12 protein-coding genes, 9 tRNA genes and 6 rRNA genes are annotated in these 22,415 nt (G+C 47.4%); all 27 read right to left on the reverse strand.

What is annotated here, in order from left to right; all coding sequences use genetic code 11:
- Positions 1 to 69 precede the first annotated feature (69 nt).
- Complete coding sequence (gene disA / locus QA442_RS22005; RefSeq protein ID WP_014662516.1) at positions 70 to 1,152, reverse strand: DNA integrity scanning diadenylate cyclase DisA; 1,083 nt, start codon at positions 1,150 to 1,152, stop codon at positions 70 to 72.
- Between the two features lie 3 nt (positions 1,153 to 1,155).
- Positions 1,156 to 2,532, reverse strand: a complete 1,377-nt coding sequence (gene radA, locus QA442_RS22010) for a DNA repair protein RadA (protein WP_095432282.1) — start codon at positions 2,530 to 2,532, stop codon at positions 1,156 to 1,158.
- Positions 2,533 to 2,623: 91 nt separating this feature from the next.
- The gene (gene clpC / locus QA442_RS22015; RefSeq protein ID WP_014475592.1) at positions 2,624 to 5,056 is read right to left on the reverse strand and encodes an ATP-dependent protease ATP-binding subunit ClpC; all 2,433 of its coding nucleotides are present in this window, start codon (positions 5,054 to 5,056) and stop codon (positions 2,624 to 2,626) included.
- Positions 5,053 to 6,144, reverse strand: a complete 1,092-nt coding sequence (gene mcsB, locus QA442_RS22020) for a protein-arginine kinase McsB (protein ID WP_095432281.1) — start codon at positions 6,142 to 6,144, stop codon at positions 5,053 to 5,055. The genes clpC and mcsB overlap by 4 nt, the downstream gene beginning before the upstream one ends.
- Entirely contained in the window at positions 6,144 to 6,701 is a 558-nt protein-coding gene (gene mcsA, locus QA442_RS22025) for a protein-arginine kinase activator protein McsA (protein WP_041521234.1), read from the reverse strand. Before mcsA ends, mcsB begins: the two co-directional genes overlap by 1 nt.
- Before the next feature lie 13 nt (positions 6,702 to 6,714).
- Positions 6,715 to 7,179 carry a transcriptional regulator CtsR gene (gene ctsR / locus QA442_RS22030; protein ID WP_071579242.1) on the reverse strand — a complete coding sequence of 155 codons (465 nt, stop codon included), beginning with the start codon at positions 7,177 to 7,179 and terminating at the stop codon, positions 6,715 to 6,717.
- A 240-nt stretch (positions 7,180 to 7,419) separates the two neighbouring features.
- A 5S ribosomal RNA gene (gene rrf / locus QA442_RS22035) occupies positions 7,420 to 7,535 on the reverse strand.
- 135 nt (positions 7,536 to 7,670) lie between these two features.
- Positions 7,671 to 10,599 (reverse strand): 23S ribosomal RNA (locus tag QA442_RS22040).
- A gap of 169 nt (positions 10,600 to 10,768) precedes the next feature.
- Positions 10,769 to 12,318, reverse strand: a 16S ribosomal RNA gene (locus QA442_RS22045).
- Positions 12,319 to 12,488: 170 nt separating this feature from the next.
- Positions 12,489 to 12,564 (reverse strand) — tRNA-Ala (locus tag QA442_RS22050).
- 7 nt (positions 12,565 to 12,571) lie between these two features.
- A tRNA-Pro gene (locus tag QA442_RS22055) sits at positions 12,572 to 12,648 on the reverse strand.
- 27 nt (positions 12,649 to 12,675) lie between these two features.
- A tRNA-Arg gene (locus QA442_RS22060) sits at positions 12,676 to 12,752 on the reverse strand.
- A gap of 9 nt (positions 12,753 to 12,761) precedes the next feature.
- Positions 12,762 to 12,847 (reverse strand) — tRNA-Leu (locus QA442_RS22065).
- A 14-nt stretch (positions 12,848 to 12,861) separates the two neighbouring features.
- Positions 12,862 to 12,936: transfer RNA gene (locus QA442_RS22070), tRNA-Gly, on the reverse strand.
- A 40-nt stretch (positions 12,937 to 12,976) separates the two neighbouring features.
- Positions 12,977 to 13,059: transfer RNA gene (locus QA442_RS22075), tRNA-Leu, on the reverse strand.
- A gap of 6 nt (positions 13,060 to 13,065) precedes the next feature.
- Positions 13,066 to 13,141, reverse strand: a tRNA-Lys gene (locus QA442_RS22080).
- Positions 13,142 to 13,178: 37 nt separating this feature from the next.
- Positions 13,179 to 13,254 (reverse strand) — tRNA-Thr (locus QA442_RS22085).
- A 4-nt stretch (positions 13,255 to 13,258) separates the two neighbouring features.
- Positions 13,259 to 13,334: transfer RNA gene (locus QA442_RS22090), tRNA-Val, on the reverse strand.
- Positions 13,335 to 13,356: 22 nt separating this feature from the next.
- Positions 13,357 to 13,472: ribosomal RNA gene (gene rrf / locus QA442_RS22095) — 5S ribosomal RNA — on the reverse strand.
- Positions 13,473 to 13,528: 56 nt separating this feature from the next.
- Positions 13,529 to 16,459: ribosomal RNA gene (locus QA442_RS22100) — 23S ribosomal RNA — on the reverse strand.
- Between the two features lie 170 nt (positions 16,460 to 16,629).
- Positions 16,630 to 18,179: ribosomal RNA gene (locus QA442_RS22105) — 16S ribosomal RNA — on the reverse strand.
- The 16S, 23S and 5S rRNA genes sit together here with 9 tRNA genes alongside, the layout of an rRNA operon.
- A gap of 308 nt (positions 18,180 to 18,487) precedes the next feature.
- Entirely contained in the window at positions 18,488 to 19,987 is a 1,500-nt protein-coding gene (gene lysS, locus QA442_RS22110) for a lysine--tRNA ligase (protein WP_003242743.1), read from the reverse strand.
- 91 nt (positions 19,988 to 20,078) lie between these two features.
- Complete coding sequence (gene dusB, locus QA442_RS22115; RefSeq protein ID WP_014475588.1) at positions 20,079 to 21,080, reverse strand: tRNA dihydrouridine synthase DusB; 1,002 nt, start codon at positions 21,078 to 21,080, stop codon at positions 20,079 to 20,081.
- A gap of 23 nt (positions 21,081 to 21,103) precedes the next feature.
- Entirely contained in the window at positions 21,104 to 21,313 is a 210-nt protein-coding gene (locus QA442_RS22120; RefSeq protein WP_003226678.1) for a helix-turn-helix domain-containing protein, read from the reverse strand.
- Entirely contained in the window at positions 21,265 to 21,768 is a 504-nt protein-coding gene (folK, locus tag QA442_RS22125) for a 2-amino-4-hydroxy-6-hydroxymethyldihydropteridine diphosphokinase (RefSeq protein ID WP_003226679.1), read from the reverse strand. The genes QA442_RS22120 and folK overlap by 49 nt, the downstream gene beginning before the upstream one ends.
- Positions 21,765 to 22,127, reverse strand: coding sequence for a dihydroneopterin aldolase (gene folB / locus QA442_RS22130; RefSeq protein ID WP_014478613.1), 363 nt, complete (start codon positions 22,125 to 22,127; stop codon positions 21,765 to 21,767). The genes folK and folB overlap by 4 nt, the downstream gene beginning before the upstream one ends.
- Positions 22,120 to 22,365: a dihydropteroate synthase gene (locus QA442_RS00005; RefSeq protein ID WP_423856560.1), complete on the reverse strand. Its 246-nt coding sequence runs from the start codon at positions 22,363 to 22,365 to the stop codon at positions 22,120 to 22,122. Before QA442_RS00005 ends, folB begins: the two co-directional genes overlap by 8 nt.
- Between the last annotated feature and the right edge of the window lie 50 nt (positions 22,366 to 22,415).

Genomic DNA, 22,415 nt, shown 5'->3' on the forward strand with positions numbered 1-22,415 from the left:
ACCCTACGAATATCAGAATAAACAAAAACCAACATTAATATACCCGTATTCCCCAGGTTTTAACCGAAATCACAGCTGCCGGTCTAAATAATGCTTCTCTTGCAGGCGTTTTAATCCTTTTTTGATTTTTTGGGCTCGTACTTCACCGATTCCCTCTACTTCATCTAATTCTTCTGCACTCGCCTCAATAATCCTTGGAAGGACTCCAAATGCTTCTACAACATTTTCAACAATTGGCATCGGCAGACGCGGTATCTTATTTAACAGCCTGTATCCTCTAGCCAATACATAATCATCAAGATTAGTAGAAGCAGGATAACCGAGAAGCTTATACACAATGGAATCATCCAGCAGATCATAACTGGACATATCCTGCAGCTCCTTCAAAAGAACAAACGGATCTTTAATCTTTTCTTTTACATAATCCTTAATAAATAAAGCGGCCTCTTCTTCCATATCCGTAATCAATTCAATGACTTGCAGCTTGATCAGATGTCCTTCTGTCCCCAGCTCTTTGATATACATATTTATTTCGTTTTTAATTCTCAATACCATTTCATAACGATGCATGACAGACAAGACATCACTAAAGGTAACAAGCTCCTCAAACTCTAACGCATTCAGTGCATTAATCGTTTTATCGAGGATTGTCTTATATTTTTCAAGTGTTTGAATGGCTTGGTTTGCCTTTGTTAAAATAAATCCTATGTCCTTTAGTGTATACTTCATGTTTTCCTGATATAACGTTATGACATTTCTTCTTTCAGAAATAGCAATCACAAGACAGCCGGTTTGCTTAGCTACTCTTTCGGCAGTTCTGTGCCGCATTCCTGTTTCTGATGAAGCAATTGTGGCATCCGGCATCAGCTGTGTATTCGCATATAGGATCTTTTGACCCGAATCACTTAAAATGATCGCGCCATCCATTTTAGCCAGCTCATACAAATGCGCCGGAGAAAAAGCCGTGTTGATGTGAAATCCTCCATCCACCACTTCTTTTACTTTATCATTATATCCAACAACGATCAGACCGCCTGTATTTGCTCTCAAGACGTTCTCCATCCCCGCTCTGAGCGGTGTACCCGGAGCAACAAACTGCAATATAGATGACAGGTCTAACTCGTGTTTCGCCCCTTTTTTCTCTTTTTCCATCTATTATCCTCCTAATGAAGTACGAAGCGCCTCTGCAACATTTGCTACTCCGATAACCTCAATCCCTTTTGGTTTTGTCCATCCATCCAGATTAGCCGCGGGTATGATCATGCGTTTAAAACCAAGCTTTGCCGCTTCTTTCACACGTTGTTCAATTCTTGAAACCCGCCGGACTTCTCCGGTTAATCCCACTTCTCCAATAAAACAATCTGCAGGATTTGGAGGTGCGTCTCTAAAGCTTGATGCGATACTGATCGCAATGGCAAGATCAATTGCCGGTTCATCAAGCTTAACGCCGCCAGCCACTTTCAAATAAGCATCCTGATTTTGCAGCAGCAGCCCAACTCTTTTTTCTAACACAGCCATTAACAGAGAAACCCTGTTGTGGTCTATTCCCGTTGCCATACGCCTTGGATTTCCAAAACTTGTTGGCGAGATGAGCGCCTGAATTTCAACGAGAATCGGTCTAGTGCCCTCCATAGAAGCAGTGATACTCGAGCCCGCGGAACCCGCAGAGCGTTCCTCTAAGAAAATTTCTGAAGGATTCAAAACCTCAGTGAGCCCCTCTTCCCGCATTTCAAATATGCCCATTTCGTTCGTAGATCCGAAACGGTTTTTTACAGCCCGCAAAATGCGGAAAGTATGGTGACGTTCTCCTTCAAAATATAAAACAGTGTCAACCATATGCTCCAACAGTCTCGGCCCTGCAATAGACCCTTCTTTCGTCACGTGCCCTACGATAAAAATCGGGATACCTTTTGTTTTTGCAATTTTCATCAGCTCGGCGGTACATTCTCTGACCTGTGACACACTGCCCGGTGCTGATGTGATATCGCTTTGGTATACCGTTTGAATAGAGTCAACAACGACAAACGCTGGATTCATCTCTTGTATAGCAGACGAAATATACTCCATATCGGTTTCAGATAAAACATGCAGTGACGGATTATTAATGCCGAGGCGGTCAGCTCGAAGCTTCGTTTGCTTTACAGATTCTTCTCCCGAAATATACAGCACACTGTTTGATGAGCCTGATAATTGAGCGGAAACCTGCAGTAATAACGTTGACTTTCCGATACCAGGATCACCGCCGATTAAAACGAGGGAGCCTTTAACGACACCTCCGCCGAGTACTCTGTTAAACTCGCCAAGCTGGGTTTTAACGCGGGGTTCTTCTGATGTTTCGATTGATGTAATAGGTGAAGGTTTCTGTACAGTTTGAACAGAATGAGAAAAAGCCGCTCTCCGATTGGCTGGTGCTTTTTTAATCATTTCTTCCACCATTGTATTCCAAGCACCGCAGCCCGGACATTTCCCCATCCATTTTGGAGACTCGTAGCCGCAGGATTGGCAGATGAATTTCGATTTTGTTTTAGCCATATATAGTGTAAGACCTCTCCCTTGTTCTATTTCTTGATATGAAAGTGAGGCATACACTTACATGCTGTATGCCTCATTTCTGTCTTCTATATTAATTCGTTTTAGCAGTCGTTTTTACGACAAATTCGCCATCTTCTACATCAAGAACAATATGCTGTCCTTTATGAATATTTCCTCTGAGGAGTTCTTCAGACAAACGATCCTCTACGTGTTTTTGGATCGCTCTTCTTAACGGACGGGCTCCGTACTCCAGATCAACGCCCTCTTCCGCGACTTTCGCTTTTGCAGCATCAGTCAATTCGATAGAAAGATCCTGTTCTTTCAGGCGTTTCGTCAATTGATCAGACATTAATGACACGATTTCAGTAAGATGTTTTTTCTCAAGTGAATGGAAGACGATGATTTCATCGATACGGTTGATGAACTCAGGTCTAAACGCCCGTTTCAATTCACCCATCACTTTATCTTTCATGTCTTTATGATTTTGAGTCTCATCCTGAACGTTAAAGCCGACATATTTATTGCGTTTCAGCTCACTTGCCCCGACGTTTGATGTCATGATCAAAATGGTATTGCGGAAATCGACTGTACGTCCTTTAGAATCAGTCAATCGGCCGTCTTCAAGAACTTGCAGAAGGATATTGAAGACATCAGGGTGCGCTTTCTCGATCTCATCAAGAAGCACGACAGAGTAAGGTTTTCTTCTGACTTTCTCTGTCAATTGACCGCCTTCATCATATCCCACATACCCCGGAGGTGAACCAACAAGTCTTGAAGTTGAGTGTTTTTCCATGTATTCAGACATATCAATTCTGATCATGGATTCTTCATCGCCAAAAATGGATTCAGCAAGTGCTCGCGCAAGCTCTGTTTTACCTACACCTGTAGGGCCTAAGAAAATGAATGAGCCGATTGGGCGTTTAGGATCTTTTAACCCTGCTCTCGCACGTCTGACGGCTTTTGCAACAGCTACAACCGCTTCATCCTGGCCGATGACACGAGAGTGAAGAATGTTTTCCATATTGAGAAGCTTATCAGTTTCAGTTTGGGCGATTTTAGATACAGGCACACCGGTCCAGCTGGATACAACCATCGCAATATCATCCACAGTAACCTCTGAATTTTCCTGCCCTTGCTTCTCTTTCCATGATTTCTTCGTATCCTCAACTTGCTCGCGCAGGCGCTGCTCAGTATCACGCAAGGAAGCAGCTTTTTCAAACTCTTGACTTTGCACTGCCGCATCCTTCTCTTTACGAACCTCATCAAGCTTCTGCTCAAGCTCTTTTAAGTTAGGAGGCGTTGTAAAGGAGCGCAGTCTCACCTTTGAACCAGCTTCATCGATTAAGTCAATGGCTTTATCCGGAAGGAAGCGGTCAGAAATATATCTGTCAGAAAGCTTAACCGCAGCTTCAATGGCATCATCAGTGATAGAAACACGGTGGTGGGCTTCGTATCTGTCACGAAGACCTTGTAAAATTTGAATACTTTCATCGACAGATGGCTGATCTACCTGGATCGGCTGAAAACGGCGTTCCAGTGCTGCGTCTTTTTCAATATATTTACGGTACTCATCAAGAGTCGTTGCTCCAATACATTGGAGCTCACCGCGAGCAAGTGAAGGTTTTAAGATATTAGATGCATCAATAGCACCTTCTGCTCCGCCTGCCCCGATTAATGTATGGAGCTCATCGATGAATAGAATGATATTTCCTGCCTGGCGAATTTCATCCATGACCTTCTTCAGGCGATCCTCAAATTCTCCGCGATATTTTGTGCCGGCAACAACCGTTCCCATGTCTAATGTCATCACACGTTTATCACGCAAGATTTCGGGTACTTCATTATTGATAATTTGCTGTGCCAAACCTTCTGCGATAGCCGTTTTACCAACACCTGGTTCACCAATGAGAACAGGGTTGTTTTTCGTTCTGCGGCTTAACACTTCAATGACACGCTGGATTTCCTTGCTTCTGCCGATTACAGGATCAAGACTGTCTTCCTTCGCAATAGCAGTCAAGTCTCTTGCCAAGCTATCAAGCGTAGGCGTATTCGCATTGCTGTTTGTTCCTGCCGCTGATGATCCTGTTTCATTGCTTCCAAGAAGCTGGAGCACCTGCTGTCTTGCTTTATTTAAGCTGACACCGAGGTTATTCAGAACTCTCGCGGCAACACCTTCTCCTTCACGAATCAGGCCAAGAAGAATATGTTCTGTTCCGACATAAGAATGACCGAGTTTTCTTGCTTCATCCATCGAAAGTTCAATGACTTTTTTAGCTCTAGGAGTATAATGAATCGTTTGAGACATTTCCTGCCCGCGCCCGATCAAACTTTCTACTTCTTTCTGAATTTTATCTGAACCGAGTCCAAGCGCTTGAAGAGCTTTGGCAGCAATGCCCTCTCCTTCTCTTACCAGTCCTAATAAAATATGCTCAGTGCCAATATTATTATGACCTAAACGAAGTGCTTCTTCCTGTGCTAGCGCCAGTACTTTTTGAGCCCGTTCTGTAAATCTTCCAAACATCATATCGATTCATCCTCCTGTCTTTTCCCATTCATTTCTAAGTGAAGCCGTTCTCTTATGAGAGCCGCTCTTCGAATGTCCCTTTCGTTCGGACGCAAAGCGCCTCCCGAGTACTGCTGTAAAAAACCTGGCTGCGTCAAAATCATTAGTTCGTTAAGTATGTTGCTTGAAAGTCCTTTTATAATACCTAGGTCTATGCCTAACCGAACATCTGAAAGGCACTTTGCAGTTTCTTTAGATTCTATCATCCGGCAATTAGACAAGACCCCATAAGACCGATATACCCGATCCTCAAGTTCAATTTTAGAAGTTTGATAAATCGCTTCTCGGGCAGATCGCTCTTGTTCAATCAGCTGGGCAGCAACACTGTTAAGATCATCTACAATATCCTGCTCGGACTTACCAAGCGTGATCTGATTTGAAATTTGAAAGATATTCCCTACTGCTTCGCTGCCTTCCCCATAAATTCCTCTAACAACTAAGCCTAATTGATTAATTGCCGGTATAATTCGATTTATTTGCCTAGTTAAAACCAGCGCTGGCAGATGCATCATGACTGAAGCCCTTAAACCTGTACCTACGTTTGTAGGACAGCTGGTTAAGTACCCTCTCTGCTCATTGAATGCATAATCAACTTTTTCTTCAATCCAGTCATCGACCTGGTTCGCGGCTTTCATTGCTTCTAGAAGCTGAAATCCAGGGAAAAGACATTGTATTCTAATATGATCCTCTTCATTTAGCATGACGCTTACTTCCTCATTTTCAGAAAGCAAACAGCCGCCAAAAGGAGACTCTGTCAAATTCGGACTGATTAGATGCTTTTCAACAAGTACACGCTTTTCTAAAGGCTGTGCATCATTCATTCTAATCAAAACGAATTTGCCGATTCCGGGAATTTCTTGCTCTGAAAACTGATCTTCAAATTGCTGTATGATGGATGAGGCTTCTTCATTGGAATACCGCGTAGGGAACCGAATATGTTGAAAGTTCCTTGCTAAACGTATGCGGCTGCTGAGTACAATGTCACTTTCAGGTCCCTTCTGCTTCATCCAACTGCTTAGTGCGTCCTGAATAAAATGCTTTAGCGACATTACCCCTGTTCCTCCTCACTATCTGTACTTTTGAGTGATTGTTCTAAAGAACGAATTTGATCTCTCACATGAGCTGCGTTTTCAAATTCTTCTTGATGGATTAAGGATTCTAATTCTTTTTTCAGCATATCAATCTGCCGTCTAACATGAAGATTGCCGCCTATTCGTTTCGGTATCTTCCCTGCATGCACAGTGTTTCCGCTGTGCACTTTACGTAGGATAGGTGTAATGTTGTTATGGAATGTTTTGTAACATTCAGAACATCCAAAGCGGCCAATTTTTCTGAATTGCTGAAACGTCATTCCGCATTTCGGACAAGCAGATATTTGCTCCGAGTGACTGAACATTTGAGTCCCTGCATTTTGAAATGAAGAATCCATGTTCAGCAAACCCGAAAGTAAATTATGAATAGAGAAACCTTGATTTGCACTTATACCATATGAATCACTATTTTCTTTGGCACATTGTTCACAAATATGAACTTCTATTTTTTCTCCGTTAACAACCTTTGTAAAGTGAAAAGTGGCTGGTCTCTCGTGGCACTCTTGACAAATCAATCTTTTCACCCGCTTATTTTAATTTTAAAGAAGTCAGCATAGCCTTCATCATTCTTGCTCTTAATTCATCACGTTCAGGCAAGTCAATGTGTAAAACTGAGCGGTCCATTACGCTGACCATCATTTTTGCTTCTCTTTCTGAAATCACCTTGTCTTCTAATAGCCTTAAAATAATGTCATCAGAGGCTGCTTGAGACAAATGGGTACTAATTTGAGAAATAATATTATTGATCAGGACAACTTCATTGTTCATTTTAATTTTAATGATTCTGATGTATCCGCCGCCCCCGCGTTTGCTCTCAACAATATATCCTCTTTCGCTTGTAAACCTGGTGTTGATGACATAATTTATTTGGGAAGGAACGCATTGAAATTTATCTGCAATTTCACTTCGTTTAATCTCTAAAATTTCCTTGCCATTTTGATCTAACACTCGTTTTAAATATTGTTCAATGATGTCAGAAATATTATGTCCCACTCAACCCCCTCCTTTACTGACTTTGACTATATTTGACTTTAATCTTACTATAAGCCGTTTCTCAGGAATTTTCAACTTTCTCGCTCTATCCTTTATTATTTCCATTTTCCCGGCCCATAAAACCTGAATGCTGATTTAAAATTCGGTATAAAGTTATTATATTATACAGTTAAGTGGAATTTTATGATACCAATAAAACAGAACACAAAAAACCCAGCTCGATGAGCTGGGTTTAAACTTGCTTGGCGGCGTCCTACTCTCACAGGGGGAAACCCCCGACTACCATCGGCGCTGAAGAGCTTAACTTCCGTGTTCGGTATGGGAACGGGTGTGACCTCTTCGCTATCGCCACCAAACAAATGCCTTCAGGATGAAGGTACTGGGCGTTTCTCACAGGATGTGAGAGCCCTTAGCGGAGTTTCCTTACCTTTCCGCCTTTAGAGAGGTGTTCTCTCAAAACTAGATAACAGGTGTGACATCATTCAAAATGTGTGGTTAAGTCCTCGATCGATTAGTATCTGTCAGCTCCATGTGTCGCCACACTTCCACCTCAGACCTATCAACCTGATCATCTTTCAGGGATCTTACTTCCTTGCGGAATGGGAAATCTCATCTTGAGGGGGGCTTCATGCTTAGATGCTTTCAGCACTTATCCCGTCCGCACATAGCTACCCAGCGATGCCCTTGGCAGAACAACTGGTACACCAGCGGTGCGTCCATCCCGGTCCTCTCGTACTAAGGACAGCTCCTCTCAAATTTCCTGCGCCCGCGACGGATAGGGACCGAACTGTCTCACGACGTTCTGAACCCAGCTCGCGTACCGCTTTAATGGGCGAACAGCCCAACCCTTGGGACCGACTACAGCCCCAGGATGCGATGAGCCGACATCGAGGTGCCAAACCTCCCCGTCGATGTGGACTCTTGGGGGAGATAAGCCTGTTATCCCCGGGGTAGCTTTTATCCGTTGAGCGATGGCCCTTCCATGCGGAACCACCGGATCACTAAGCCCGACTTTCGTCCCTGCTCGACTTGTAGGTCTCGCAGTCAAGCTCCCTTGTGCCTTTACACTCTGCGAATGATTTCCAACCATTCTGAGGGAACCTTTGGGCGCCTCCGTTACCTTTTAGGAGGCGACCGCCCCAGTCAAACTGCCCACCTGACACTGTCTCCCCGCCCGATAAGGGCGGCGGGTTAGAAGGTCAATACAGCCAGGGTAGTATCCCACCGATGCCTCCACCGAAGCTGGCGCTCCGGTTTCCAAGGCTCCTACCTATCCTGTACAAGCTGTACCAACATTCAATATCAGGCTGCAGTAAAGCTCCACGGGGTCTTTCCGTCCTGTCGCGGGTAACCTGCATCTTCACAGGTACTATAATTTCACCGAGTCTCTCGTTGAGACAGTGCCCAGATCGTTGCGCCTTTCGTGCGGGTCGGAACTTACCCGACAAGGAATTTCGCTACCTTAGGACCGTTATAGTTACGGCCGCCGTTTACTGGGGCTTCAATTCGCACCTTCGCTTACGCTAAGCGCTCCTCTTAACCTTCCAGCACCGGGCAGGCGTCAGCCCCTATACTTCGCCTTACGGCTTCGCAGAGACCTGTGTTTTTGCTAAACAGTCGCCTGGGCCTATTCACTGCGGCTCTCTCGGGCTTGCACCCTAACAGAGCACCCCTTCTCCCGAAGTTACGGGGTCATTTTGCCGAGTTCCTTAACGAGAGTTCTCTCGATCACCTTAGGATTCTCTCCTCGCCTACCTGTGTCGGTTTGCGGTACGGGCACCTCTCACCTCGCTAGAGGCTTTTCTTGGCAGTGTGGAATCAGGAACTTCGCTACTATATTTCGCTCGCCATCACAGCTCAGCCTTATGGGAAACGGATTTGCCTATTTCCCAGCCTAACTGCTTGGACGCGGATATCCAATACCGCGCTTACCCTATCCTCCTGCGTCCCCCCATTGCTCAAATGGTGAGGAGGTGGTACAGGAATATCAACCTGTTGTCCATCGCCTACGCCTTTCGGCCTCGGCTTAGGTCCCGACTAACCCTGAGCGGACGAGCCTTCCTCAGGAAACCTTAGGCATTCGGTGGAGGGGATTCTCACCCCTCTTTCGCTACTCATACTAAGCATTCTCACTTCTAAGCGCTCCACCAGTCCTTCCGGTCTGGCTTCACAGCCCTTAGAACGCTCTCCTACCACTGTTCGAAGAACAGTCCGCAGCTTCGGTGATACGTTTAGCCCCGGTACATTTTCGGCGCAGAGTCACTCGACCAGTGAGCTATTACGCACTCTTTAAATGGTGGCTGCTTCTAAGCCAACATCCTGGTTGTCTAAGCAACTCCACATCCTTTTCCACTTAACGTATACTTTGGGACCTTAGCTGGCGGTCTGGGCTGTTTCCCTTTCGACTACGGATCTTATCACTCGCAGTCTGACTCCCAAGGATAAGTCATTGGCATTCGGAGTTTGACTGAATTCGGTAACCCGGTAGGGGCCCCTAGTCCAATCAGTGCTCTACCTCCAAGACTCTTACCTTGAGGCTAGCCCTAAAGCTATTTCGGAGAGAACCAGCTATCTCCAGGTTCGATTGGCATTTCACCCCTACCCACACCTCATCCCCGCACTTTTCAACGTGCGTGGGTTCGGGCCTCCATTCAGTGTTACCTGAACTTCACCCTGGACATGGGTAGATCACCTGGTTTCGGGTCTACGACCACGTACTCATGCGCCCTATTCAGACTCGCTTTCGCTGCGGCTCCGCATCTTCTGCTTAACCTTGCACGGGATCGTAACTCGCCGGTTCATTCTACAAAAGGCACGCCATCACCCGTTAACGGGCTCTGACTACTTGTAGGCACACGGTTTCAGGATCTCTTTCACTCCCCTTCCGGGGTGCTTTTCACCTTTCCCTCACGGTACTGGTTCACTATCGGTCACTAGGGAGTATTTAGCCTTGGGAGATGGTCCTCCCGGATTCCGACGGAATTTCACGTGTTCCGCCGTACTCAGGATCCACTCAGGAGAGAACGAAGTTTTGACTACAGGGCTGTTACCTCCTATGGCGGGCCTTTCCAGACCTCTTCATCTACCTCGTTCCTTTGTAACTCCGTACAGAGTGTCCTACAACCCCAAGAGGCAAGCCTCTTGGTTTGGGCTAATCCCGTTTCGCTCGCCGCTACTCAGGGAATCGCATTTGCTTTCTCTTCCTCCGGGTACTTAGATGTTTCAGTTCCCCGGGTCTGCCTTCTCATATCCTATGAATTCAGATATGGATACCACTCCATTACGAGTGGTGGGTTTCCCCATTCGGAAATCTCCGGATCAAAGCTTGCTTACAGCTCCCCGAAGCATATCGGTGTTCGTCCCGTCCTTCATCGGCTCCTAGTGCCAAGGCATCCACCGTGCGCCCTTTCTAACTTAACCGTTAAAAAGAATCACTATGTGATATCTTGTATTACTAATTGAATGTGATGTCTACTGTTATCTAGTTTTCAAAGAACACGTTTCGAAGGAATGATCCTTCAAAACTAAACAAGACAGGGAACGTTCTGTTTATAAGACCCAAGGTCTTATATTCCGTAAATATCCTTAGAAAGGAGGTGATCCAGCCGCACCTTCCGATACGGCTACCTTGTTACGACTTCACCCCAATCATCTGTCCCACCTTCGGCGGCTGGCTCCTAAAAGGTTACCTCACCGACTTCGGGTGTTACAAACTCTCGTGGTGTGACGGGCGGTGTGTACAAGGCCCGGGAACGTATTCACCGCGGCATGCTGATCCGCGATTACTAGCGATTCCAGCTTCACGCAGTCGAGTTGCAGACTGCGATCCGAACTGAGAACAGATTTGTGGGATTGGCTTAACCTCGCGGTTTCGCTGCCCTTTGTTCTGTCCATTGTAGCACGTGTGTAGCCCAGGTCATAAGGGGCATGATGATTTGACGTCATCCCCACCTTCCTCCGGTTTGTCACCGGCAGTCACCTTAGAGTGCCCAACTGAATGCTGGCAACTAAGATCAAGGGTTGCGCTCGTTGCGGGACTTAACCCAACATCTCACGACACGAGCTGACGACAACCATGCACCACCTGTCACTCTGCCCCCGAAGGGGACGTCCTATCTCTAGGATTGTCAGAGGATGTCAAGACCTGGTAAGGTTCTTCGCGTTGCTTCGAATTAAACCACATGCTCCACCGCTTGTGCGGGCCCCCGTCAATTCCTTTGAGTTTCAGTCTTGCGACCGTACTCCCCAGGCGGAGTGCTTAATGCGTTAGCTGCAGCACTAAAGGGCGGAAACCCCCTAACACTTAGCACTCATCGTTTACGGCGTGGACTACCAGGGTATCTAATCCTGTTCGCTCCCCACGCTTTCGCTCCTCAGCGTCAGTTACAGACCAGAGAGTCGCCTTCGCCACTGGTGTTCCTCCACATCTCTACGCATTTCACCGCTACACGTGGAATTCCACTCTCCTCTTCTGCACTCAAGTTTCCCAGTTTCCAATGACCCTCCCCGGTTGAGCCGGGGGCTTTCACATCAGACTTAAGAAACCGCCTGCGAGCCCTTTACGCCCAATAATTCCGGACAACGCTTGCCACCTACGTATTACCGCGGCTGCTGGCACGTAGTTAGCCGTGGCTTTCTGGTTAGGTACCGTCAAGGTACCGCCCTATTTGAACGGTACTTGTTCTTCCCTAACAACAGAGCTTTACGATCCGAAAACCTTCATCACTCACGCGGCGTTGCTCCGTCAGACTTTCGTCCATTGCGGAAGATTCCCTACTGCTGCCTCCCGTAGGAGTCTGGGCCGTGTCTCAGTCCCAGTGTGGCCGATCACCCTCTCAGGTCGGCTACGCATCGTCGCCTTGGTGAGCCATTACCTCACCAACTAGCTAATGCGCCGCGGGTCCATCTGTAAGTGGTAGCCGAAGCCACCTTTTATGTTTGAACCATGCGGTTCAAACAAGCATCCGGTATTAGCCCCGGTTTCCCGGAGTTATCCCAGTCTTACAGGCAGGTTACCCACGTGTTACTCACCCGTCCGCCGCTAACATCAGGGAGCAAGCTCCCATCTGTCCGCTCGACTTGCATGTATTAGGCACGCCGCCAGCGTTCGTCCTGAGCCAGGATCAAACTCTCCGATAAAGTAGTTTGACTGACTACGCACATCGCTGTGCGATTTATAAAAATGAATTAACAGGTACGTTTTGTCTTGTTTAGTTTTCAAAGATCATTTTGTTTGTCTGCTTTGTTAAAGCAACTTTATTAGTATACAATGTCGCTTCTTCAAAGTCAACAACTTTTTCAAAAACTTTTGGTGGAGCCTAGCGGGATCGAACCGCTGACCTCCTGCGTGCAAAGCAGGCGCTCTCCCAGCTGAGCTAAGGCCCCATGAAAATGGTCGGGAAGACAGGATTCGAACCTGCGACCCCATGGTCCCAAACCATGTGCTCTACCAAGCTGAGCTACTTCCCGATTTCCTATCTATTCTATTAAAAGATATGGCGCGCCCGAGAGGAGTCGAACCCCTAACCTTTTGATCCGTAGTCAAACGCTCTATCCAATTGAGCTACGGGCGCAATAAATAATGCCGAGGGCCGGACTTGAACCGGCACGGTAGTCACCTACCGCAGGATTTTAAGTCCTGTGTGTCTGCCAATTCCACCACCCCGGCGTGGATGGTATAGTTGGAGCGGAAGACGGGATTCGAACCCGCGACCCCCACCTTGGCAAGGTGGTGTTCTACCACTGAACTACTTCCGCAGACAGGATGTCCAGTTTTTCTAACTGTTATCCTATATAATGCGGGTGAAGGGACTTGAACCCCCACGTCATAAAGACACTAGATCCTAAGTCTAGCGCGTCTGCCAATTCCGCCACACCCGCGTAAAATGGTGAGCCATGAAGGACTCGAACCTTCGACCCTCTGATTAAAAGTCAGATGCTCTACCAACTGAGCTAATGGCTCTTCTTACAAGAGACTTGAGTATTATATCATATAAAAGTGGTGCCGGCAAGAGGACTTGAACCCCCAACCTACTGATTACAAGTCAGTTGCTCTACCAATTGAGCTACACCGGCAAAATGGTGGAGGATGACGGGCTCGAACCGCCGACCCTCTGCTTGTAAGGCAGATGCTCTCCCAGCTGAGCTAATCCTCCATAATTGCACTAACGTGCAATTGCTTGGCGGCGTCCTACTCTCACAGGGGGAAACCCCCGACTACCATCGGCGCTGAAGAGCTTAACTTCCGTGTTCGGTATGGGAACGGGTGTGACCTCTTCGCTATCGCCACCAAACAAATTGAGAGTGTTCTCTCAAAACTAGATAACAGGTGTGACATCATTCAAAATGTGTGGTTAAGTCCTCGATCGATTAGTATCTGTCAGCTCCATGTGTCGCCACACTTCCACCTCAGACCTATCAACCTGATCATCTTTCAGGGATCTTACTTCCTTGCGGAATGGGAAATCTCATCTTGAGGGGGGCTTCATGCTTAGATGCTTTCAGCACTTATCCCGTCCGCACATAGCTACCCAGCGATGCCCTTGGCAGAACAACTGGTACACCAGCGGTGCGTCCATCCCGGTCCTCTCGTACTAAGGACAGCTCCTCTCAAATTTCCTGCGCCCGCGACGGATAGGGACCGAACTGTCTCACGACGTTCTGAACCCAGCTCGCGTACCGCTTTAATGGGCGAACAGCCCAACCCTTGGGACCGACTACAGCCCCAGGATGCGATGAGCCGACATCGAGGTGCCAAACCTCCCCGTCGATGTGGACTCTTGGGGGAGATAAGCCTGTTATCCCCGGGGTAGCTTTTATCCGTTGAGCGATGGCCCTTCCATGCGGAACCACCGGATCACTAAGCCCGACTTTCGTCCCTGCTCGACTTGTAGGTCTCGCAGTCAAGCTCCCTTGTGCCTTTACACTCTGCGAATGATTTCCAACCATTCTGAGGGAACCTTTGGGCGCCTCCGTTACCTTTTAGGAGGCGACCGCCCCAGTCAAACTGCCCACCTGACACTGTCTCCCCGCCCGATAAGGGCGGCGGGTTAGAAGGTCAATACAGCCAGGGTAGTATCCCACCGATGCCTCCACCGAAGCTGGCGCTCCGGTTTCCAAGGCTCCTACCTATCCTGTACAAGCTGTACCAACATTCAATATCAGGCTGCAGTAAAGCTCCACGGGGTCTTTCCGTCCTGTCGCGGGTAACCTGCATCTTCACAGGTACTATAATTTCACCGAGTCTCTCGTTGAGACAGTGCCCAGATCGTTGCGCCTTTCGTGCGGGTCGGAACTTACCCGACAAGGAATTTCGCTACCTTAGGACCGTTATAGTTACGGCCGCCGTTTACTGGGGCTTCAATTCGCACCTTCGCTTACGCTAAGCGCTCCTCTTAACCTTCCAGCACCGGGCAGGCGTCAGCCCCTATACTTCGCCTTACGGCTTCGCAGAGACCTGTGTTTTTGCTAAACAGTCGCCTGGGCCTATTCACTGCGGCTCTCTCGGGCTTGCACCCTAACAGAGCACCCCTTCTCCCGAAGTTACGGGGTCATTTTGCCGAGTTCCTTAACGAGAGTTCTCTCGATCACCTTAGGATTCTCTCCTCGCCTACCTGTGTCGGTTTGCGGTACGGGCACCTCTCACCTCGCTAGAGGCTTTTCTTGGCAGTGTGGAATCAGGAACTTCGCTACTATATTTCGCTCGCCATCACAGCTCAGCCTTATGGGAAACGGATTTGCCTATTTCCCAGCCTAACTGCTTGGACGCGGATATCCAATACCGCGCTTACCCTATCCTCCTGCGTCCCCCCATTGCTCAAATGGTGAGGAGGTGGTACAGGAATATCAACCTGTTGTCCATCGCCTACGCCTTTCGGCCTCGGCTTAGGTCCCGACTAACCCTGAGCGGACGAGCCTTCCTCAGGAAACCTTAGGCATTCGGTGGAGGGGATTCTCACCCCTCTTTCGCTACTCATACTCTAAGCATTCTCACTTCTAAGCGCTCCACCAGTCCTTCCGGTCTGGCTTCACAGCCCTTAGAACGCTCTCCTACCACTGTTCGAAGAACAGTCCGCAGCTTCGGTGATACGTTTAGCCCCGGTACATTTTCGGCGCAGAGTCACTCGACCAGTGAGCTATTACGCACTCTTTAAATGGTGGCTGCTTCTAAGCCAACATCCTGGTTGTCTAAGCAACTCCACATCCTTTTCCACTTAACGTATACTTTGGGACCTTAGCTGGCGGTCTGGGCTGTTTCCCTTTCGACTACGGATCTTATCACTCGCAGTCTGACTCCCAAGGATAAGTCATTGGCATTCGGAGTTTGACTGAATTCGGTAACCCGGTAGGGGCCCCTAGTCCAATCAGTGCTCTACCTCCAAGACTCTTACCTTGAGGCTAGCCCTAAAGCTATTTCGGAGAGAACCAGCTATCTCCAGGTTCGATTGGCATTTCACCCCTACCCACACCTCATCCCCGCACTTTTCAACGTGCGTGGGTTCGGGCCTCCATTCAGTGTTACCTGAACTTCACCCTGGACATGGGTAGATCACCTGGTTTCGGGTCTACGACCACGTACTCATGCGCCCTATTCAGACTCGCTTTCGCTGCGGCTCCGCATCTTCTGCTTAACCTTGCACGGGATCGTAACTCGCCGGTTCATTCTACAAAAGGCACGCCATCACCCGTTAACGGGCTCTGACTACTTGTAGGCACACGGTTTCAGGATCTCTTTCACTCCCCTTCCGGGGTGCTTTTCACCTTTCCCTCACGGTACTGGTTCACTATCGGTCACTAGGGAGTATTTAGCCTTGGGAGATGGTCCTCCCGGATTCCGACGGAATTTCACGTGTTCCGCCGTACTCAGGATCCACTCAGGAGAGAACGAAGTTTTGACTACAGGGCTGTTACCTCCTATGGCGGGCCTTTCCAGACCTCTTCATCTACCTCGTTCCTTTGTAACTCCGTACAGAGTGTCCTACAACCCCAAGAGGCAAGCCTCTTGGTTTGGGCTAATCCCGTTTCGCTCGCCGCTACTCAGGGAATCGCATTTGCTTTCTCTTCCTCCGGGTACTTAGATGTTTCAGTTCCCCGGGTCTGCCTTCTCATATCCTATGAATTCAGATATGGATACCACTCCATTACGAGTGGTGGGTTTCCCCATTCGGAAATCTCCGGATCAAAGCTTGCTTACAGCTCCCCGAAGCATATCGGTGTTCGTCCCGTCCTTCATCGGCTCCTAGTGCCAAGGCATCCACCGTGCGCCCTTTCTAACTTAACCGTTAAAAAGAATCACTATGTGATATCTTGTGTTACTAATTGAATGTGATGTCTACTGTTATCTAGTTTTCAAAGAACACGTTTCGAAGGAATGATCCTTCAAAACTAAACAAGACAGGGAACGTTCTGTTTATAAGACCCAAGGTCTTATATTCCGTATAATATCCTTAGAAAGGAGGTGATCCAGCCGCACCTTCCGATACGGCTACCTTGTTACGACTTCACCCCAATCATCTGTCCCACCTTCGGCGGCTGGCTCCTAAAAGGTTACCTCACCGACTTCGGGTGTTACAAACTCTCGTGGTGTGACGGGCGGTGTGTACAAGGCCCGGGAACGTATTCACCGCGGCATGCTGATCCGCGATTACTAGCGATTCCAGCTTCACGCAGTCGAGTTGCAGACTGCGATCCGAACTGAGAACAGATTTGTGGGATTGGCTTAACCTCGCGGTTTCGCTGCCCTTTGTTCTGTCCATTGTAGCACGTGTGTAGCCCAGGTCATAAGGGGCATGATGATTTGACGTCATCCCCACCTTCCTCCGGTTTGTCACAAGCAGTCACCTTAGAGTGCCCAACTGAATGCTGGCAACTAAGATCAAGGGTTGCGCTCGTTGCGGGACTTAACCCAACATCTCACGACACGAGCTGACGACAACCATGCACCACCTGTCACTCTGCCCCCGAAGGGGACGTCCTATCTCTAGGATTGTCAGAGGATGTCAAGACCTGGTAAGGTTCTTCGCGTTGCTTCGAATTAAACCACATGCTCCACCGCTTGTGCGGGCCCCCGTCAATTCCTTTGAGTTTCAGTCTTGCGACCGTACTCCCCAGGCGGAGTGCTTAATGCGTTAGCTGCAGCACTAAGGGGCGGAAACCCCCTAACACTTAGCACTCATCGTTTACGGCGTGGACTACCAGGGTATCTAATCCTGTTCGCTCCCCACGCTTTCGCTCCTCAGCGTCAGTTACAGACCAGAGAGTCGCCTTCGCCACTGGTGTTCCTCCACATCTCTACGCATTTCACCGCTACACGTGGAATTCCACTCTCCTCTTCTGCACTCAAGTTCCCCAGTTTCCAATGACCCTCCCCGGTTGAGCCGGGGGCTTTCACATCAGACTTAAGAAACCGCCTGCGAGCCCTTTACGCCCAATAATTCCGGACAACGCTTGCCACCTACGTATTACCGCGGCTGCTGGCACGTAGTTAGCCGTGGCTTTCTGGTTAGGTACCGTCAAGGTACCGCCCTATTCGAACGGTACTTGTTCTTCCCTAACAACAGAGCTTTACGATCCGAAAACCTTCATCACTCACGCGGCGTTGCTCCGTCAGACTTTCGTCCATTGCGGAAGATTCCCTACTGCTGCCTCCCGTAGGAGTCTGGGCCGTGTCTCAGTCCCAGTGTGGCCGATCACCCTCTCAGGTCGGCTACGCATCGTTGCCTTGGTGAGCCATTACCTCACCAACTAGCTAATGCGCCGCGGGTCCATCTGTAAGTGGTAGCCGAAGCCACCTTTTATGTTTGAACCATGCGGTTCAAACAACCATCCGGTATTAGCCCCGGTTTCCCGGAGTTATCCCAGTCTTACAGGCAGGTTACCCACGTGTTACTCACCCGTCCGCCGCTAACATCAGGGAGCAAGCTCCCATCTGTCCGCTCGACTTGCATGTATTAGGCACGCCGCCAGCGTTCGTCCTGAGCCAGGATCAAACTCTCCGATAAAGTAGTTTGACTGACTACGCACATCGCTGTGCGATTTTTAAAAACTGAATTAACAGGTACGTTTTGTCTTGTTTAGTTTTCAAAGATCATTTTGTTCACTTCGTTCAAGCGACTTTATTATTATAACTCGTTGACCCAGTGAAGTCAATAACTTTTTTTAAGTTATTTTTTCGTTATCGCCTTGTTTAGCGGCAACGAATAATAATATACCACCTAGTAAATAATAGTGCAATAGTTTTTTTGAAGAAATACTAAGGAATTTAAAAAGAGCGGCATCCTTTCTATATGGAGAATACCGCTCTTCTTTATTAGCGTTGTCTCATTTGCGGGAATAACAGCACATCGCGAATAGAAGGGGCATTCGTCAGCAGCATAACCAGACGGTCGATACCGATGCCTAAACCTCCTGTTGGCGGCATACCGTATTCCAGAGCTTCAACAAAGTCTTCATCCATTAGATGAGCTTCATCATTACCGGCTTCACGCTCTTTTAATTGCGCTTCAAAGCGTTCTCTTTGATCAATAGGATCATTCAGCTCTGTAAACGCGTTGGCATGTTCACGGCCAACGATAAACAGCTCAAAACGGTCTGTAAAACGCGGGTCCTCAGGGTTTTTCTTAGCAAGAGGAGAAATTTCTACAGGATGCCCGTAAATAAACGTTGGCTGAATAAGCGTTTCTTCAATTTTTTGTTCGAAGAATTCGTTGATGATATGGCCTACTGTCATAGAGTCTTTAATTTCTACTTCATGTTCTTTTGCATATTCACGCGCCTGCTCAACAGTAACCTCTTCCCAGAAATCAACGCCAGTCGCTTCTTTGACTGCGTCAACCATATGGATTCTTTTCCACTCCGGTTTAAGGTCGATTTGCTCTTCCCCGTATTGAATCGTAGTTGTGCCAAGCACTTCTTGGGCGATATGAGCGACAAGGTTTTCAGTTAAGCTCATGATATCTTTATAGTCCGCATATGCTTCATATAACTCAATCATTGTAAATTCAGGGTTATGGCGTGTAGAGACTCCTTCGTTACGGAAAACACGGCCGATTTCATATACTTTTTCTAAACCGCCGACAATTAGACGTTTTAGGTGCAGTTCGATAGCAATACGCATATAGAGTGGAATGTCTAACGCGTTGTGGTGAGTGATAAACGGACGTGCAGAAGCTCCCCCAGGAATGCTGTGCATTGTAGGTGTTTCTACTTCTAAGTATCCATGATCATCAAGGTATCTTCTCATAGCTTGAATGATCTTGCTTCGTGTAATGAACGTATGTTTGCTGTCTGGGTTTACGATAAGATCCAGGTAGCGCTGACGGTAGCGCTGCTCAACGTCTTTTAAACCATGGTATTTGTCAGGAAGCGGACGAAGCGCTTTTGTCAGCAATTCAAAGGAAGTTGCTTTAACAGACAATTCGCCTACATTTGTTTTGAAGACTTTTCCGGTTACGCCGATAAGATCACCGAGGTCAGAAGACTTGAAGATTTCATATTGGTCGTCACCGACACTGTCTTTTCTTACGTAGATTTGGATTTGGCCTTCTAAATCCTGAAGATGGGCAAAGCCGGCTTTTCCTTTGCCGCGTTTTGTCATCATGCGGCCTGCGATTGTAACTTCAATCGCTTTTTCTTCTAACTCTTCTTTGGTTAGATCTTGATATGCCGAAATAACTTCTTGAGACTGATGAGTTCTTTCAAAACGTGCGCCGAATGGATCGATGCCGTTATCTCTCAGCTGATTCATTTTATCGCGTCTGACTTGCAGCTGATCATTCAATTCTTCATGGTTATGCTCTTCTTGACTCATTGTTATCACTCCATTACAGATATTGTTTCATGAAAAAAGCAGAAAAACTGCCAGCGTAAAACTAGCAGTGAGCAGCAAATAGAGGTGAGTATTATCCTACTTTTGCATTTTGAAGCTCTTTTGCCTCAACTTCAACCGTAAACGCATCTAAAAGCTGTACAAACTCTTCTCTCGTCTCGCAATGATTGATTTCATTACGAACGTTCGCATTGCCTTTCACGCCTTTCAGATACCATGCAGCATGCTTTCTCATTTCTCTTACCGCTACGTTTTCACCTTTTAAGTCAATCAGGCGGTCAAGATGCAGTTTGCATACGGCCATTTTTTCGCGTACTTGCGGCTCTTCTTTTAATTCACCTGTTTCAAGATACTGAACCGTACGGTAAATCATCCACGGATTGCCCAATGCAGCGCGTCCGATCATGACCCCGTCTACTCCTGTCTCATCGAGCATACGCTTAGCATCCTGCGGTGTCTTAACATCGCCGTTTCCGATAACCGGAATCGATACTGATTGTTTTACTTCTTTGATGATATCCCAGTTTGCCGTTCCTTCGTACATCTGCACTCTCGTACGGCCGTGAAGCGCAACTGCTTTACCGCCCGCACGTTCTACAGCCTGTGCATTTTTCACTGCGAAAATGTGGTCTTCATCCCAACCCATTCTCATTTTCACTGTAACTGGCTTATTAACAGCATCCACTACTGCAGAAACCATTTCGTAAATCTTATCAGGATCGAGAAGCCATTTGGCTCCCGCATCGCATTTTGTAATCTTCGGCACGGGACATCCCATGTTAATGTCAATGATATCAGCAGTTGTGTTTTGGTCTACAAACTTCGCCGCTTCCACAAGGGTTTCCTTTTTTCCTCCGAAAATTTGAAGGCTGAGTGGTTTCTCACGTTCATCGATATAAAGCATACCCATTGTTCTTGCATTGTTGTAAAGGATCGCTTTGTCACTGACCATTTCAGCGCATACCAATCCGGCTCCGAATTCCTTTACAGTCAATCTGAACGCAGAGTTGCAGACACCAGCCATAGGTGCGAGCACAACCCGGTTTTTCAATTGAATATCTCCGATTTTGAACAATTTTTCTCCTCCTTTCATTTGTTCTATTTTTCTGGCGGCGCCAATTCGTCCGCACTTATATTTAAAACATCTGCTGCATCTTGAATGATGGCAGCTGACGGCAATCGGTTTCCGCGTTCAATTTCGCCGAGAATAGAAACTGATATACCTAATGCTTTTGCAAATCCTTCTTGAGTATAACCTTTCAGCTTTCTGAATGCACGAATTCGTCTACCCCAGATTTCTGCTTCCATACTCTTACACCTTCTTGGTCTGTTTCGGCGCTTGTAGCCTCTTTTTCAACCTGCTGGCAAATTTCCGCAAGCGGCGCAAGGACAAACAAACGCTCATACATTCTCGGATGCGGAACAATTAGTTGCTCTGTTTCAATATTTTCACGATTAAATAACAAAATGTCAAGGTCTGCCGTCCGCGGCCCCCATCTTACTTCCCTTGTTCTGCCTAATTCATTTTCTATCTGCTGCGTCAGTTCAAGGAGTTCAAAAGGGTTCAATGATGTCTTGATTTCAACAGCCATATTCAAAAATTGAGCTTGATCTTCGTATCCGACCGGGTCAGTTTCGTAAATAGACGACACTTTAGTGACTGTCACCGCAGCATGCTGATGCAGTGAAGCCACTGCTTGCCTTAAATACGTTTCTCTATCTCCAATATTAGATCCAAGTGCAATATAAGCTATGTTGTTCATGACTTTTTTCTCGTAATTTCAATTGCTACTGATTTATAGTGTCCGGGAATTGGCGGGTCTGGCTTAATCACTTTTACCGTACATTGCTGAACAGGCTGAAATTTTTCGAGAACAGTGCCAGCAATACGTTCTGCCAGCGTTTCCACCAATTTTACAGGCTCCCCTTCCACGATATCTTTACATACGTGATAGAGTTCAGCATAGTTGATCGTTTGCTCAAGGTCGTCTGTTTGTCCAGCTTTGCTTAAATCCAGCTCAGCGGTTAAATCGACTTTAAACCGCTGGCCAAGTTTGTTTTCTTCTTTGAACACACCGTGATATCCGTAAAACTCCATACCTTCTACATAAACTTTATCCATGGTGCACCCCTCCCTTATTCAGCATCGCGTCCATCATTTTCGCCATTCTGGCAATTTGTTTTACATCATGGACCCTGACAATGTCACAGCCTTTTTGAATGCCGAGACACACAGTCGCGCCTGTGCCCTCAGCCCGCTCCTCAGGCGGAAGATCCAGAACACGTCCGATGAATCTTTTTCGGGAGGTTGCCAGAAGAACCGGATATCCCAGCCCGCTGAAAATCTCTAGTTTGTTCATCACTGCCAAGTTATCGTGATAGGTTTTCGCGAAACCGATACCGGGATCAA

Origin of the sequence: Bacillus stercoris (assembly GCF_029772985.1) — a bacterium.
Taxonomy (GTDB): Bacteria; Bacillota; Bacilli; order Bacillales; family Bacillaceae; genus Bacillus; species Bacillus stercoris.

Bases quoted from the DNA above. Each gene is read 5' to 3' on its own strand.
- disA (WP_014662516.1), bottom strand. From the start codon at position 1,152: ATGGAAAAAGAGAAAAAAGGGGCGAAACACGAGTTAGACCTGTCATCT.
- radA (WP_095432282.1), bottom strand. From the start codon at position 2,532: ATGGCTAAAACAAAATCGAAATTCATCTGCCAATCCTGCGGCTACGAG.
- clpC (WP_014475592.1), bottom strand. From the start codon at position 5,056: ATGATGTTTGGAAGATTTACAGAACGGGCTCAAAAAGTACTGGCGCTA.
- mcsB (WP_095432281.1), bottom strand. From the start codon at position 6,144: ATGTCGCTAAAGCATTTTATTCAGGACGCACTAAGCAGTTGGATGAAG.
- lysS (WP_003242743.1), bottom strand. From the start codon at position 19,987: ATGAGTCAAGAAGAGCATAACCATGAAGAATTGAATGATCAGCTGCAA.
- QA442_RS22120 (WP_003226678.1), bottom strand. From the start codon at position 21,313: ATGGAAGCAGAAATCTGGGGTAGACGAATTCGTGCATTCAGAAAGCTG.
- folK (WP_003226679.1), bottom strand. From the start codon at position 21,768: ATGAACAACATAGCTTATATTGCACTTGGATCTAATATTGGAGATAGA.
- folB (WP_014478613.1), bottom strand. From the start codon at position 22,127: ATGGATAAAGTTTATGTAGAAGGTATGGAGTTTTACGGATATCACGGT.
- QA442_RS00005 (WP_423856560.1), bottom strand. From the start codon at position 22,365: ATGAACAAACTAGAGATTTTCAGCGGGCTGGGATATCCGGTTCTTCTG.